The following is a 15,308-nucleotide window of genomic DNA, read 5'->3' on the forward strand; positions in this document are numbered from 1 at the left end:
GATTGCGTACTCAACCTTTACAAATTGGTGGACTTGAGTCGATGCGCTTCGGGGCTTGGGCAAGGAAATCATCCGTTGGCTGTTGAGAGGTTGGACTTAACCTTTAGGATTTTTCAGACATGACGTCGATTATTTCTTCCCTGAATGTCAATCAGATCAAATATCTTTCGACAGCGGCGGTCGCAGCCTGGACGACCGAAGACGTGGCATCGCTTTCCACGGCTCAGATCAGATCCCTCTCCTCGGCTCAGCTTGCAGCATTGGATACAGAGGATGTCAAAGTTCTCGATTCCCGACAGTTGAGCGCCATTTCGCAAGGCGCCATAGTTGGTTTGACGCTGGATCAACTGAACATCCTCGATCAATACGCCATCACCAGTCTCAATACGGGGCAGATTTCCGCACTCACCGCCACGCAGCTTGATGCCCTGACCACAGATCAGGTCGAGGCTTTGACCTCATCCCAGGTGGGTGCCCTCAACGCGACCCAACTTGCCGCTCTGAGCGCGCAGGATATCGCAACCTTCTCGACCGCAGACATTGCAGCGATCAAGGCTAAAGCCATGCCAGGCTTGAGCACGGAAGCGATAACGGAGCTTACGCCAGATCAGATCGCTACCCTCAGCACGAGCGCAATAGCAAGTCTGACGACCACTCAAATCGCGGCCTTGAGACCGGATCAGGTCGAAGCCCTGTCTCCGATACAGGTCAAGGTGTTGAATTCGATGCAACTCGCGGCCTTGAGTGCGGAGGACATAGCAACCTTCTCCACCGCCGATATCGCGGCAATTACGGGCAGAGCCGTATTGGGCCTGAGCACGGAGGTGATCGCGGGGCTTAGCTCAGATCAGACTGCTGCCCTGAACACGGGCGCGGTTGCGACCCTGACGACCAGCCAGATCGAAGTCTTGAGCCCCGATCAGATCGCCGCGTTGACGACGGCTCAGATTGCCGCACTCAAAACGACGCAGATCGCGGCCTTGAGCACGCGCCAGATCGAAGCCCTCTCGCCGGCGCAGGTGACGTCGCTGAGTGCGACGCAACTTGCGGCCCTTGGCGCCGAAGATATAGCGACATTCTCCACCGCCGATATCGCCGCAATTACGGCTAAAGCGATACTCCGCTTGAGCACTGCGGCGATCGCCGCGCTCAGCTCAGATCAGATCGCTGTATTGACGACCGCCCAGTTGAGTGCCCTCGGCGCAGCACAGTTCCAGGCCTTCGCTGACCAGATAGACACCCTGTCGACTGCTCAGATTGCCGCCCTGAGTATCAGCGCGATCGCAAGCCTGACAGTCGATCAGATCGAAGCCTTGAGCACCGATCAGGCCGAGGCTCTGTCCTCGGCACAAGTGAGAGCACTGACTTCGACACAACTCGCGGCCTTGAGTGTGGAGGACCTGGCGACATTCTCGACCGCCGATATAGCAGCAATCACAAATAAAGCCGTGCCGGGCTTGAGCACGGATGTCATTGCGGCACTTACAAATGGCCAGATCGCGGCCCTCAGCACCAATGCGATAACAGGCCTGACGACCGATCAGATTGAAGCCCTGAGCGGTAACCAGGTCGGCCTTCTCTCCGCCGCGCAGCTTAAGACATTGAGTGCGGCACAAGTTGCAGCCCTGGACAACGATATTACGGCTCTGTCAACCAGCCAAACCGCCATGTTAAGCGTAGCGGGCATCAAGGGTCTGACCACCGATCAGATTGCAGCCTTGAACGCCGGTCAGTTTTCGGCCTTGACCACCGTCCAGATCGGGATTCTCAGCTCGGGACAGATTGCGGCAATGAGCACGGACACCATAGCGTCGCTTTCCGCAATCCAGATTGCGGCAATCAGCGCCTCCAGCGTCTCGGGACTTTCGAGCAACCAGATCAGCGCTTTGAGCACTGATCAGATTTCGCGCCTGTCGACCAAGCAGATAGCAAGCTTGAGCTCGGCGCAAATTGCCGCCCTGAGCACAGATGACATAGCGGCTCTGTCAAAAGCCCAGATCGCCTCCCTGAGCGCCGCGGGCATTGCGGGACTGAGCTCCCGGCAACTGGCGGCTTTCAGCGCCAGTCAGGCAGAAGCGCTGACGAGCGCACAGGTCCTCAATCTCGACGCCACGCAGGTTTCGGCGCTGGGACCGGACGGTCTGGCGAAATTCACACTTAGGGAGATTGCCGCCATCAGTTCGAAGGCTATCCCGGGATTGTCGGCAGAGACCATAGCCTCCCTGACGACAGCTCAGATTGCGGCCCTGAATATGGAAAGCATCAATGCGCTGAGCACCGCGCAGATCGCCGCTTTGAGTACCGCCCAGGTAGCAGCGTTGACCAATGCACAGGTCAGCGCTCTCAGCGCAAAACAGATCGCGGCCCTGAGCGCGGACGACATTGCAACCTTCTCGACCAAGGACATTGCGGCGATCAGTTCCAGTGCGATCCAGGGTTTGTCCGCTGAGACAATAGCCTCCATGGCAGCAAGTCAGATATCGGCTCTGAACACGCAAAGCATCAGTGTCCTGAGTACTGCACAGATCGCCGCCTTGAGTACCGCTCAGGTCGAGGCCTTAACCACCGCCCAGGTGGGCGCTCTTAGCGCAAAACAGATCGCGGCACTCAGCGCGGACGACATTGCAACCTTCTCCACCAAGGACATTGCGGCGATCAGCCCCAGCACGATCCAGGGCCTATCGACAGCAACGATCGCTTCGCTAACAGCAGCCCAGATCGCAGCGCTGAGTAAGTCTGCCATTGCTGGACTGAGCACCGGACAGGTCGCCGCCCTCACCAGCGGTCAGATGGAGGCCCTCACCAGTGTCCAGATCAGTGCCCTCACCTCTAGGCAGATCGGAGTGCTGAGCACGGATGACATCGCCTCGCTCTCGGCAACCCAGATCGCCGCGCTCAGTGCTGCGGGCATGTCAGGTCTGACCACCGATCAGATTGCGGCCCTCACCAGCGATCAGGTCGAGGCTCTGACCAGCGCCCAGATCGGTGCGCTCAGCTCGAAACAGATTGCAATTTTCGATACCGGTGAGTTGAGTACCTTCACCACCGCCGAGCTGGCTGCAATCAGTTCGAATGCGATCCCGGGCCTGTCGACAGCTACAATCGCCTCGCTGACGACTGCGCAGATTGCAGCACTAAGCGCGACAGCGGTATCGGGCATGACCAATGATCAGATCGCAGCACTCGAGCCCGATCAAATGGCCGCCCTGACCAACACCCAGGTCAGCGCCCTCACCTCCAAACAGATCACGGCGCTGAGCACGGACGACATCGCCTCGCTCTCGTCGACCCAGATCGCCGCCCTCGGCACTGCGGGCATAACGGGCCTGACGGTGGATCAGATCGCGGCCCTCAACATCGATCAGGTGGAAGCTCTGACAAGTGCCCAGATCGGCGCTCTCAGCTCGAAACAGATTGCCGCCCTTGGCCCCGATGCTCTAAGCACGTTCACAACCGCTGAGCTGACCGCAATTAGCTCGAATGCAATCCCGGGCTTGTCGACAGCAGCGATTGCCTCGCTGACGACGGGTCAGATCGCGGCCTTGGGAACGGCTGCAATAGCAAGCCTGACCGCAGGCCAGATTGACGCACTTAGTACCGATCAGGTGGATGCCCTGAGCAGCGCCCAGGTCGGCGCCCTCACCTCCAAACAGATTGCGGCGCTGAGCACAGCAGATATAGGCTTGCTCTCAGCAACCCAGATTGCTGCCCTCGGGACGGCAGGCATAGCTGGCCTGACCACCGATCAGATCGCAGCCCTCAGCACCCATCAGGTGAGCGCTCTGACAAGCGCCCAGATTGGCGCGCTCAACTCAACACAGCTGGCGGCGCTGAGCACCGATGATCTGAACACCTTCACCACCACGGAACTGGCTGCAATCGGCATGAATGCGATCGCGGGCTTGTCGGCAGAGACTATCGCGTCGCTGACGGCGGCGCAGACCGCGGCACTCAGCACCGCAGCAATAGCGGGCCTGAGCACCGGACAGGTCGACGCCTTGACCAGCGGTCAAGTGGGTGCCCTGACCAACGCCCAAGTCGGCGCGCTTACCGCCAGACAGATTGCGGCACTGAATACCGCCGACATCGCCTCGTTTTCAACAAGCCAGATCGCCGCTCTGGACGCCAAGGCTGTGGCAGGCCTTGGCAGCGCACAGACCAGCGCAATGAGTGTTGGGCAGGTCGAAGCATTCTCCGCCGGTCACATAGCATCATTGAGTTCGGATGCGCTTAAGGGCCTGTCTGCGGCCATGCTGGACACCTTCTCGCCGGAGGAGCTCGCCGCAATCGGCCCGAGCGCGATAAAGGGATTGTCTACGACCTTCATCGCCACCCTTTCGTCCTCCGAGGTTGCAGCCTTGAGTACAGCGGGCGTCGCCGGATTGACCGGTGACCAGATCAGCGCTCTCGGCAAGGACCAGATCCAGGCGCTCTCCACCGGCCAGATCGCCGCACTGAGTTCGTCCGCGCTTTCCGGGCTGACGATAGAGGGTCTGAAAACATTCTCGACCGAAGAACTCGCCGCGATCAGTTCGACGGCGATCAGGGGCCTGTCCGCCACCGTTGTAGCGTCCCTGTCGTCTGAGGAGATAGCCGCTTTGACGACAAGCCAGGTCGCTTCGCTGGGTTACGGCCAGGTGGCAGCAATGGGTTCTGCGCAAATCGGCGCGCTGTCAATTTCACAGGTCGCTGCCCTTAAATCAATGCAGGCAGCGGCGCTTGGCGGAGACGACCTCGCCGCATTTTCCGCCGAGCAGATCATCAGCTTGAGTTCAAACGCGATCTCCGGACTGAGCACCAGTGCGCTCGCCGCCTTGACGGCCTCCCAGGCGGCCGCCTTCACTCCAGGCCAGATCGCCGCCATGACGCCGACGCAGGTGGCGGCACTGAATAGCGACGAACTGGCAGACAGCCCCGCCCAGAGTATCGCGCCCTCCACTTCAACCGATGAGCCGAGCGTCGCTGCAGCCATTTTGTCCTATCTGGACGTCTGATTTTCGCGCATGAGACGCGCGGTGGAGACTGTTATTCTTGTTGGAAGATCACTGCGCGTGGATCGAGATCTCGTTAAGCGCCTAGCCAATCAAGGAATGGGGCCATCCGCTATACCTGCTTCGAGCGGTCGCTCGAAGCAGGTATAGCGGCCCCACAGATAATGGTGGCATGCACGTTGGGTCAAAAAGAGAAGAACCAAGTCGATAGATGGAATAGACGGTTATAGGCCGAATATCCGCTGGCAGGTCGATTCCGTGCCTGAAAGCAGGCTGCCGCCATCTGTGGCGATGCCCATATCGTGCCGTGCATTGATCGCTGTTACCGTCCTGCTTTTATCTCGACGGTGATCGCACAACTTTTCTCCGCGTCCTGCGCCGGAGCTCCCGTCAGGTCCTTCTCCACCCCGCCGTTGCAATAGCGTGCCGAAACACTTGACCGAAGGTGGCGAGAGTTGCCCGCAAATTTCCGGCGCGGCCTCCCTCGCTCGCGTTTTTCGATGTCCGAAAAACGCTGAATTTCACTATTTGCACGCGCCAGGTGAAAACGCTGAAAAATCAGCGCCTATTGGACGTCATTGTTCCTGTTGGAAAGGTCACTGGAGCGGGTGAAGGGAATCGAACCCTCGTATTCAGCTTGGGAAGCTGCTGCTCTACCATTGAGCTACACCCGCGCGCGGACTAAGACATCGGATAGTTCCGAGCGGGTGTCAAGCACCCGCCGGGTTCATTGTTCGGCGCGAAAATGCTTGGAGAGCTTCAGCCCCTGGGCCTGATAATTGGAGCCGAGGCCAGTGCCATAGAGACCCTCCGGTTTCTCAAACATGTGCTCGTAAACCAGACGGCCGACGATCTGGCCGTGTTCGAGGATGAAGGGCACTTCGTGGCTGCGGACCTCAAGCACGGCGCGGCTGCCTGTGCCGCCGGCCTGCGCGTGGCCGAAGCCGGGATCGAAGAAGCCGGCATAGTGCACGCGGAATTCGCCCACCAGCGGATCGAAAGGGGTCATTTCGGCGGCATAAAGCGGCGGCACATGCACGGCTTCGCGTGAAACGAGGATATAGAACTCATCGGGATCGAGGATCAGTTCCGCACGGCCGCGGGCGAAGAGCGGCTCCCAGAAATCGAGGACGTCGTGCTGGGCCTTCTTGTCGACATCCACCACCGCCGTGTGATGTTTGCCGCGATAGCCGATCAGCCCGTTCTCACCGAAACCCTTGAGGTCGATCGACAGCGCAATGCCGCCGCCCGTCACGTTCGGGTTTTCACTCGCCACCAGCGTTTCTGTCTCGTGCAGCTTCAGCAGTTCACTTTCATTGAGAAGTGCGTGGCCGATGCGGAAGCGGATCTGTGACAGGCGGGAGCCGCGACGCACGACGATGGGGAAAGTGCGCGGGCTGATTTCCAGATAAAGCGGGCCCGTATAACCAGCCGGGATCTTGTCGAATTCCTGTGCATTGTCGGTCATCACGCGGGTGAAGATGTCGAGACGGCCGGTCGAGCTTTTCGGATTGGCCGAGGCCGACATGTCCGCCGGCAGATCAAGGCTTTCCATCAGGGGAACGATATAGACACAACCGGTTTCCAGCACCGCGCCCTGGCTGAGATCGACCTCGTGCAGGCTGAGACGATTGAGCTTGTTGATGACACGGGTTCCGGGGCCGGGCATGAAGCTTGCGCGGACGCGATAGGCCTTCGAGCCAAGCCTGAGATCGAGGCTGGCGGGCTGCACCTGGTCGACATCGAGATCGGCCTCGCTTTTCAGCTTGCCGCCCGCAAACAGCGCCCGGATTGCGCCATCCGCCAAAATGCCCGTGGTTCTCGTCATGGTCATCATTCCTTTTTACGGCGACAAAACCAAAAGGAAAGCATTGACGCAAGCCGGTAACGGCAGTATGGCAAGCTTATCCCGTGGTGATTTGGCCGGTCGGCTTGCAGCCACGTTAAACAAGTGGCTAAAAAGACCGGGTGCTAGGAACCGGTCTGCTTTTGCGGCCGGTTTTTTTGTTTTGAAGGTGATCACATGAGCAATAAATGGCGCCCGGCAACCCAGCTCGTTCACGGCGGTACGCTACGCTCACCCTATGGTGAAACGTCGGAAGCGATCTATCTGACCCAGGGTTTCGTTTACGAGAACTCCGAAGCCGCCGAAGCGCGTTTCAAGGGTGAAACGGACGGCTTCATCTACGCCCGCTACGCCAGCCCCACCAATGACATGTTCGAAAAGCGCATGTGCCTGCTGGAAGGCGCCGAAGACGCCCGCGCACTTGCGTCGGGCATGGCCGCCGTCACCGCCGCCATCATGTGCCAGTTGCGCGCCGGCGACCATATCGTCGCTGCACGCGCCCTTTTTGGCTCCTGCCGCTGGGTGGTTGAAACACTTGCGCCGAAATATGGCATCGAATGCACGCTGATCGACGGACGTGATCTCGGCAATTGGGAAAAGGCAATCCAGCCGAACACCAAGCTGTTCTTCCTCGAAAGCCCGACCAATCCGACGCTCGAAGTCGTGGATATTGCCGGTGTGGCGAAGCTCGCCAACCAGATCGGCGCCAAGGTGGTGGTCGACAACGTCTTCGCGACGCCGCTCTTCCAGAAGCCGCTCGAACTCGGCGCCCATATCGTCGTTTATTCGGCCACCAAGCACATTGACGGCCAGGGCCGCTGCCTCGGCGGCGTGATCCTTTCCGACAAGAAGTGGATCGAAGAAGAGCTGCAGGATTATTTCCGCCATACGGGCCCGGCCATGTCGCCCTTCAACGCCTGGACGCTTCTGAAGGGCATCGAGACCCTGCCGTTGCGCGTGAAACAGCAGACGGCCAATGCCTCGAAGATCGCCGATTTCCTCGCCGATAACGGCAAGGTCGCCAAGGTCATCTATCCCGGCCGCGCCGATCACCCGCAGGCTGATATCATCGCCCGGCAGATGTCCGGCGGCTCCACCCTGGTGGCCTTCGAACTGAAGGGCGGCAAGGAAGCGGCCTTCAAGCTGCAGAACGCGCTTGAGATCGTGAAGATTTCCAACAATCTCGGCGATGCCAAGAGCCTCATCACCCATCCCGGCACGACGACGCACAAGAACCTCTCCGACGAGGCGCGTGCCGAACTCGGCATTTCCGGCGGCACGCTCCGCCTTTCCTGCGGCATCGAGGATACCGACGATCTGCTGGAAGATCTGGCAAAGGGTCTTGCGGCCGTTTCCGGCTGAAAATTCAATCCGCAAATCGCCATGGCCTGACCGCGTGTCGGGCCATGGTTTGCCCAAGCGGCCGGAAAAGCCCGCATCAGGCAACCAATATTTACCTTTATCGTTATCCCTAACGGTGGAAAACAGCGCAACAGGAGACGCCCCCTGCCCGTCAAGTCATTCATTTTCTTGACGATAGCCAGAGCCTATAGTGTAGGATGCGGCGGCAGGCATAATATCGAGGTGTGGCGCGTATGTATCGTGCTCTGACAAGGGATATCGAGGTAACGGTCGATCCGTATTATCTCGAGGAACAATCCGACCCGGATGACGATCGTTACGTCTGGGGCTACAAAGTCGTGATCGCGAACAATTCCGATGTCCCGGTGAAACTCGTGAACCGTTATTGGCATATTACCGATCAGAACGGACAGGTGGACGAGGTCTACGGGCCGGGCGTCGTGGGCGAACAGCCGCAGCTCAAACCCGGCGACAGCTATGAATACTCTTCCGGCTGCCCGCTGGATACGCCGTCAGGCCTGATGTTTGGCCATTATGAAATGGAAACGGAAAATGGCGAGGTGTTCAACGTCACCATACCCGCCTTTTCGCTGGATTCACCCGGCCTGATGCGCGTTCTGAACTGACGACATCCACCCGCCAAAGGAAAAGCCGCGCCTCTTAGAGCGCGGCTTTCGATTCAGGCATTCTCAAAAGATTCAGGCGTTCTCGAATTCGCTGACATCATAGCGATAGGTGGTGGAGCAGAACTCGCAGGTTACGGCAATGGCGCCGTCTTCCTCGCTCGCCTTGATCTCCTCGGCGGTGAAGCCGGAGAGCACACCTTTGATCTTGTCCCGCGAGCAGCTGCAGCGGTCGAAAATGGCCTGCGGATCATAGATGCGCACGCCGCTTTCATGGAAAAGCCTGTAGAGCAGGCGTTCCACCGGCACCTGCGGATCGGTCAGTTCGTCAGTATCCACCGTGTTCAGCAGGGTTACGGCTTCAGTCCAGGCATCGTCCTCCTGCACCTCGTGGCCGCCCTCGTCACCATCGCCACCGTGCAGGTCGCGCATGCGCAACCGCTCGGGGGCCTGTGGCAGGAACTGCGCGATCAAGCCACCTGCACGCCAGCCGTGGCGCGGCTTGCCTTCACCGTCGCGGTCGAAGAACTCGGCGACGCCAAGGCGCACGCGGGTGGGAAGCTGTTCCGACTGGCGGAAATAGACCCCGGCAATGTCTTCCAGCGAAGAGCCATCCAGCGGCACGATGCCCTGATAGGGCTGCATGCCCATACCCTGATCGATGGTGAAGGCGAGAATACCGTTGCCCAGCAATTGCTCCGGCGAGGTTGCACCGGCCGCAACCGCTTCCGCCAGCCGCTCCTCATCAAAACGGGCATAAGCGCGCATGCTGTCCGGCGCGGAGAAATCGGCAACCAGCAGGTCAACCGGGCCGTCGCCCTTGGTCTGGACGGTCAGCTTGCCGGAAAACTTCAGCGAGGTGCCGATCAGCGCCGTCAGAACCGTCGCTTCCGCCAGAAGGCGGGCAACCGCAGCGGGATAATCGTGCCGTTCGAGGATGGCGTTCAGCAGCGGCCCGACCTGTACGGCGCGGCCGCGCACATCCAGACCTTCGACCTGAAAGGGCACAACCTTGTCGTCGCCAGCAAAATCGAGATCGTCCAGTTCAACCGTTACATCTGCCATGTGATACTCCTTGGCGCAGCCGTGGCGCCGCTACCGTCCAAAAGTCCGGCTTTTAAATGTGGTTTTTTCGCTTGTCGCACAGAGACCCGGGAAGCGAAACCGCTTCCGGAGAAAAACGTGCAAATCGTGATGACGGCCCGCCAGCAAACCGACGAGCCTTTTCGAAGTCCCACAGATGGTAATCGGTGCGTATAAGTTCAAGCACCCGGCCCGACGATGATCAAGACCGGGTGAATTCCTCAGATCACGCCCATGCACCAGGCGATGACGGACTTCTGTGCGTGGAGACGGTTTTCCGCCTCATCGAAGACCACCGATTGCGGGCCGTCGATCACGGCATCCGTCACTTCTTCACCGCGATGCGCCGGCAGGCAGTGCATGAACAATGCGTCCTTTTCCGCCTTGGCCATCAGCGCCTCATTGACCTGATAGGGCTGGAAGATGTTGTGGCCACGCGCCTTGTGCTCCTGGTTCATGGACACCCAGGTATCGGTGACAACGCAATCCGCACCCGCAACCGCCTTTTCCGCGTCATGATACAGCGCGATCTCGCCGCCATTGTTGCGAGCCCAGTTCAGGAACTTGTCATGCGGTTCGGATCCCATCGGCACCGCCATCGTCATGCGGTAACCGAAGCGTGCCGAGCCCTCGACAAAGGAGTGCAGCACGTTGTTGCCGTCACCCGTCCAGGCGATGGTCTTGCCTTTGACCGGACCGCGATGTTCTTCGAACGTCATGATATCCGCCATGATCTGGCAGGGATGGGTATCATCCGTCAGGCCATTGATGACCGGAACCGTTGCGTGTTCGGCAAGCTCGAGCAGGCGTGAATGGTCCGTGGTGCGGATCATGATGGCATCCACGTAACGCGACAGCACCTTCGCGGTATCGCCGATCGTTTCCGCACGACCGAGCTGCATTTCCGTACCAGAGAGAAAAAGGGTCTCGCCGCCCAGCTGGCGCATGCCGACATCGAAGGAAACGCGGGTGCGGGTGGAGGGCTTTTCAAAGATCATTGCCAGCATCTTGCCGGCAAGCGGCTTTTCCGCCGTTCCGGCCTTCGTGGCGACCTTGCGTGCGCGCGCATCGTCAAGAATTGCCCGCAGATCCTGCGAGCCGACGGCCGACAGGTCGAGAAAATGTTTAGGTGAAGCCATTTCAAACTGTCCCATGCTCGCGAGCCTCCGGGAAGAGGCCCGCCCTTTATTGTTTCCTCAGGCGATTTTCGCCTGCTTCGCGGTCAGGGATGCGGCTGCCGCTTCCACGCGTGCCAGACCTTCGCGGGCCTCTTCCGCCGTGGTGACGAGCGGCGGCAGCAGGCGGATGACGTTGTCTCCCGCCGGTACGCCGAGCAGATGTTCCGCACGCATGGCCTGCAGCAATTCGCCCGAGGGAACCCGGGCCTTGATGCCGAGAAGCAAGCCTTCGCCGCGAATTTCCTCGATCACATCCGGATAACGATCCTTCAGCGAGGCAAGACCCTGGCGGAAGACCAGCGCGACATCACGGACCTTTTCGAGAAAGCCTTCGGAGAGAACGACGTCGAGAACAGCATTGCCGACCGCCATGGCCAGCGGATTGCCGCCATAGGTGGTGCCATGCACGCCGGCCGTCATGCCGGAAGCGGCATCCGCCGTGGCAAGGCAGGCACCGAGCGGGAAACCGCCACCGATACCCTTGGCAACCGCCATGATGTCAGGCGCAACACCGGTCTGCTCATAGGCGAAGAGTTTGCCCGTGCGGCCGACGCCGGTCTGGACCTCATCGAAAATCAGCAGCATGCCATGCTCGTCGCAAAGCGAACGCAGCAGCTGGAGGAATTCCTTGCTGGGCGCGCGGATACCGCCCTCACCCTGAATGGGCTCGATCAGAAGTGCGGCCGTCTCCTGCGTGATGGCGGCCTTCAGCGCGTCGACATCGCCGAACGGCACCTGGTCGAAGCCTTCGACCTTGGGACCGAAACCTTCGAGATATTTCTGCTGGCCACCGGCGGCGATCGTCGCCAGCGTGCGGCCATGGAAGGCGCCTTCGAAGGTGACGATGCGAAACTTTTCCGGGTGACCCTTGGAATAATGATAACGGCGCGCGGTCTTGATCGCGCATTCCAGCGCTTCCGCGCCGGAATTGGTGAAGAAGACCTTGTCCGCGAATGTCGCTTCCGTCAGGCGCTTTGCGAGTTTTTCCTGTCCGGGCACTTCATAAAGGTTGGAGACGTGCCAGACCTTTTCGGCCTGGGTCTTGATCGCTTCCACGAGGTGCGGATGGGCGTGGCCCAGCGAATTGACCGCGACGCCGGCCGCAAAATCCAGATATCGCTCGCCGCTTTCCGTGAACAGCCAGACACCCTCGCCTCGCTCGAAGCGCAGGGGGGCTCTTGCAAACGTATCGAACAATGGCGCGGCGGCTTCGGCCATGGCTGTATCACTCCTTGCGCGGATGCGCTGTCAGACGGTTGTCAATAGGCTGGCGAGGTTATCCCCCGCCTGAAAATCAAAAATGCCGCCTTGCGGCGGCACCGGCACTATTGTCACTTCGCCTGCCGATGTCAACAAAAGTCCGCATTTCCCGGGCGTCTCAAGCACTAGTAGACGGTGGCGAATGAGCCCCAAGGTGTTGCCTTTCAGACTCAACTCGCCAGCAAGTTGGGGAAAACCGGAAAATCGATTCCAGATGATTCCCCCGACTCTTGCCACGGAGTCGGGCTGGCACTAGGTTAATCGCTAATTACTAGACTGCATTGCGGCGGAACTAGTCACCGAAAATCTGGCGGAAACCACGCTTGCGGCACGCCCGCGGGGCGGAGAGGGATTCTGCCGAAAATACACGCGAAAAGCGGAGAAGCGGCATGAACTGGACAGACGAGCGAGTCGAGAAACTCAAGAAATTGTGGTCCGAGGGGCTTAGCGCCAGCCAGATAGCAGCACAGCTGGGCGGTGTCAGCCGTAATGCCGTGATCGGCAAGGTCCACCGTCTCAATCTGCCGGGACGCGTCAAGGCCGGCGGCCCTGTCACTTCGGCGCGTTCCGCGCCCAAGCGCACGGCCGCCCCTGCTCCCCGCGCGACAAATTTCGCGACCCGCGTCAACGCGACGCCCGCACGGGTCTTGAGCCGCTCCAACGCGGCAACGGCACTGCATGAGGAAATCGATATCGAGACCGCCGAAGTTCTCGACTATGTTCCCTCCAGAAACGTCGTAACGCCGATTTCCCGTCGCCTGACACTGACGGAACTGACGGAACGCACCTGCAAGTGGCCGGTCGGCGATCCGCTCAAGGACGATTTTCATTTTTGCGGTTGTGAAGCACTGGAATCTTCACCCTATTGCAAGTTCCATGCAAAGCTCGCCTACCAGCCGGTGAGCGAGCGTCGCAAAGCTTGAGTGTTGCGGCACGCATTTGACACTCAAAAACTACGGGCCTTCGGGCCCGTTTTTTTATGACATAAAGTCAGAGGTTCTTTGCGGTCTCGGAATCAACCCAAGGGCAGATATCCCGCACCTCGCCTTCCTGAAAACCGGGCATGTTCCACTGTCGGCCGGTTTGAATTTCTGGACAGGGTACACGACTTTGGTCCTTGCGGAGTTTCAGCCATATCGCGACGTGGCGTGCCCAAACAAAGCGTAACGTCGTCCTTGCGATGAGGGATTGCACCAGACACTCCGGCGTCATCCTTGGGCGTGTCGCGAGGATCCGCAACCTTTGATTTTTTGACGCGCATATCCTCCGGGAGGCGTTCGCCATCAACTGCAGGCGGTCTAGAAACCGGATGGCAGCGGTGTGATCCGACAATCCGGATTTACACCGCATTTAAAGCCCCCTGAGTACGATGCCCGCTTTTGAAAAGATCCATAGTCAAAAAGCCCGAAACCGTTTCCGGTTTCGGGCTTCTAAATTTTCGGTTGCACTATCGGCCTTGGCGAAACTGTGCCGTTTGGTCTGGCTCAGGCTTCCATCGAATATCCGGCACCACGCACGGTGCGGATGACATCCTGCATATGCGAAAAATTGAGCGCCTTGCGCAGGCGTCCGACATGAACGTCGACAGTGCGCTCGTCGACATAGATATCGTGGCCCCAGACGCCATCCAGCAACTGCGAACGGGAAAACACCCGGCCCGGAGAGGTCATCAGGAACTCCAGCAGGCGGAACTCCGTCGGGCCGAGGCGCACTTCGCGGCTTTTGCGGTGAACGCGATGGGTCTCGCGATCCAGCTCGATATCACCGCATTTCAGCACCGAGGACAGAACCTCGGGACGCGCCCGGCGCAGCATGGCCTTGACGCGGGCCATGAGTTCCGGCGTCGAGAACGGCTTGACGACATAATCGTCAGCGCCGGTGGCGAGGCCGCGAACCCTCTCGCTTTCCTCGCCGCGCGCGGTCAGCATGATGATGGGCAGGCGTTCGGTTTCCGGCCGCATTCTCAAACGCCGGCACAGCTCGATGCCGGAAACACCGGGCAACATCCAATCCAGAATGAGAAGGTCCGGAATACGCTCCTGCAGCCGGATTTCCGCCTCGTCGCCACGGGGTATCGTGTCGACGTCATATCCCTCAGCCTCGAGATTGTAACGAAGCAGGACGCTCAACGCCTCCTCGTCTTCCACAACTGCAATCTTGGGCACCATATGCTAACTCCGCAAGCCTTCGCCTGTCTGTTACTCGGTCACCGAACCGAGCGTGTTGGAACTGTCGTCCTTCGGACGCTCGCCCTCCGGCTGGCTGCCGGTGGTCATGTAATAGATCGTCTCGGCGATATTGGTGGCGTGGTCGCCGATACGCTCGATGTTCTTGGCGCAGAAGAGAAGATGCGTGCAGGTGGTGATGTTGCGCGGATCTTCCATCATGTAGGTCAGAAGCTCACGGAAGAGCGACGTATACATGGCGTCGATTTCCTCGTCGCGCTCGCGGATGGCATTGGCCTTCTCGGCGGAGCGGGTGGAATAGACGTCAAGCACTTCCTTGAGCTGTACCAGCGCTAGTTCCGACAGGTGCTCGATGCCGCGGGCGAGCTTGCGCGGCACGCCGGTTCCGGCAACCGCGATCACGCGCTTGGCGGTGTTCTTGCCAAGATCGCCAACGCGCTCCAGATCAGCTGCGATACGCAGGGTGCCGATGATCTCGCGAAGGTCGGCCGCCATCGGCTGGCGTCTGGCGATGGTGACGATGGCCTTGTCGCCGATCTCGCGCTCGGAATGATCGAGGATCGCGTCGTCGGAAATGACCTTCTGGGCAAGTGCGGCATCGGAATTGACGAGCGCACGCACGGCGTCGGCGCACATCTGTTCCGCAAGACCGCCCATTTCGGCGATGCGACGTGTGAGGAATTTCAATTCGTCGTCATAGGCCGACAGAATATGCGAATGGGTCGTTGTCTGTGTCATGGTCTAGTCCTCCGGCTTGGCCTTCATGCGCGTGCCCGGAA

Annotated in this window: 10 protein-coding genes, 1 tRNA gene and 1 riboswitch; of the genes, 4 read left to right on the forward strand and 7 right to left on the reverse strand. The window is 59.6% G+C overall.

Going from position 1 to position 15,308, the window contains the following annotated elements; all coding sequences use genetic code 11:
- The first annotated feature begins 119 nt into the window (after positions 1-119).
- Positions 120-4,994, forward strand: coding sequence for a beta strand repeat-containing protein (locus QD336_RS05435; protein ID WP_499169731.1), 4,875 nt, complete (start codon positions 120-122; stop codon positions 4,992-4,994).
- 597 nt (positions 4,995-5,591) lie between these two features.
- Here the strand turns inward: QD336_RS05435 and QD336_RS05440 are convergent.
- A tRNA-Gly gene (locus tag QD336_RS05440) sits at positions 5,592-5,665 on the reverse strand.
- A gap of 53 nt (positions 5,666-5,718) precedes the next feature.
- Positions 5,719-6,819: a 2'-deoxycytidine 5'-triphosphate deaminase gene (locus QD336_RS05445; RefSeq protein WP_269341830.1), complete on the reverse strand. Its 1,101-nt coding sequence runs from the start codon at positions 6,817-6,819 to the stop codon at positions 5,719-5,721.
- A 73-nt stretch (positions 6,820-6,892) separates the two neighbouring features.
- A riboswitch (SAM riboswitch) is annotated at positions 6,893-6,971 on the forward strand.
- Positions 6,972-7,014: 43 nt separating this feature from the next.
- On the opposite strand from QD336_RS05445, the gene QD336_RS05450 reads away from it, so the two are divergent.
- Together QD336_RS05450 and apaG are read left to right on the forward strand one after the other, a co-directional pair.
- Positions 7,015-8,199 carry an O-succinylhomoserine sulfhydrylase gene (locus tag QD336_RS05450; protein WP_269341828.1) on the forward strand — a complete coding sequence of 395 codons (1,185 nt, stop codon included), beginning with the start codon at positions 7,015-7,017 and terminating at the stop codon, positions 8,197-8,199.
- A gap of 233 nt (positions 8,200-8,432) precedes the next feature.
- The gene (gene apaG, locus QD336_RS05455) at positions 8,433-8,825 is read left to right on the forward strand and encodes a Co2+/Mg2+ efflux facilitator ApaG/CorD (protein ID WP_010970890.1); all 393 of its coding nucleotides are present in this window, start codon (positions 8,433-8,435) and stop codon (positions 8,823-8,825) included.
- Between the two features lie 72 nt (positions 8,826-8,897).
- Here the strand turns inward: apaG and QD336_RS05460 are convergent, their stop codons facing one another.
- From QD336_RS05460 to QD336_RS05470, 3 genes are all read right to left on the reverse strand, one after another.
- On the reverse strand, positions 8,898-9,887 hold the full coding sequence (locus QD336_RS05460) for an Hsp33 family molecular chaperone (RefSeq protein WP_499169733.1): 990 nt from the start codon (positions 9,885-9,887) through the stop codon (positions 8,898-8,900).
- A gap of 239 nt (positions 9,888-10,126) precedes the next feature.
- Positions 10,127-11,044 carry an ornithine carbamoyltransferase gene (argF, locus tag QD336_RS05465; RefSeq protein ID WP_269341822.1) on the reverse strand — a complete coding sequence of 306 codons (918 nt, stop codon included), beginning with the start codon at positions 11,042-11,044 and terminating at the stop codon, positions 10,127-10,129.
- A 57-nt stretch (positions 11,045-11,101) separates the two neighbouring features.
- Positions 11,102-12,301 carry an aspartate aminotransferase family protein gene (locus tag QD336_RS05470; protein ID WP_269341820.1) on the reverse strand — a complete coding sequence of 400 codons (1,200 nt, stop codon included), beginning with the start codon at positions 12,299-12,301 and terminating at the stop codon, positions 11,102-11,104.
- 431 nt (positions 12,302-12,732) lie between these two features.
- Here QD336_RS05470 and QD336_RS05475 point away from each other — a divergent pair, with 431 nt between their 5' ends.
- Entirely contained in the window at positions 12,733-13,266 is a 534-nt protein-coding gene (locus QD336_RS05475) for a GcrA family cell cycle regulator (RefSeq protein ID WP_269341819.1), read from the forward strand.
- A gap of 561 nt (positions 13,267-13,827) precedes the next feature.
- On the opposite strand, the gene phoB is transcribed toward QD336_RS05475, so the two are convergent.
- Positions 13,828-14,511 carry a phosphate regulon transcriptional regulator PhoB gene (gene phoB / locus QD336_RS05480; protein WP_003493692.1) on the reverse strand — a complete coding sequence of 228 codons (684 nt, stop codon included), beginning with the start codon at positions 14,509-14,511 and terminating at the stop codon, positions 13,828-13,830.
- Positions 14,512-14,541: 30 nt separating this feature from the next.
- Positions 14,542-15,267, reverse strand: coding sequence for a phosphate signaling complex protein PhoU (phoU, locus tag QD336_RS05485; RefSeq protein ID WP_077985368.1), 726 nt, complete (start codon positions 15,265-15,267; stop codon positions 14,542-14,544).
- Positions 15,268-15,308: the final 41 nt, after the last annotated feature.

This window comes from Rhizobium sp. BR 250 (assembly GCF_047445855.1).
In the GTDB taxonomy this organism is placed as follows: domain Bacteria; phylum Pseudomonadota; class Alphaproteobacteria; order Rhizobiales; family Rhizobiaceae; genus Agrobacterium; species Agrobacterium tumefaciens_I.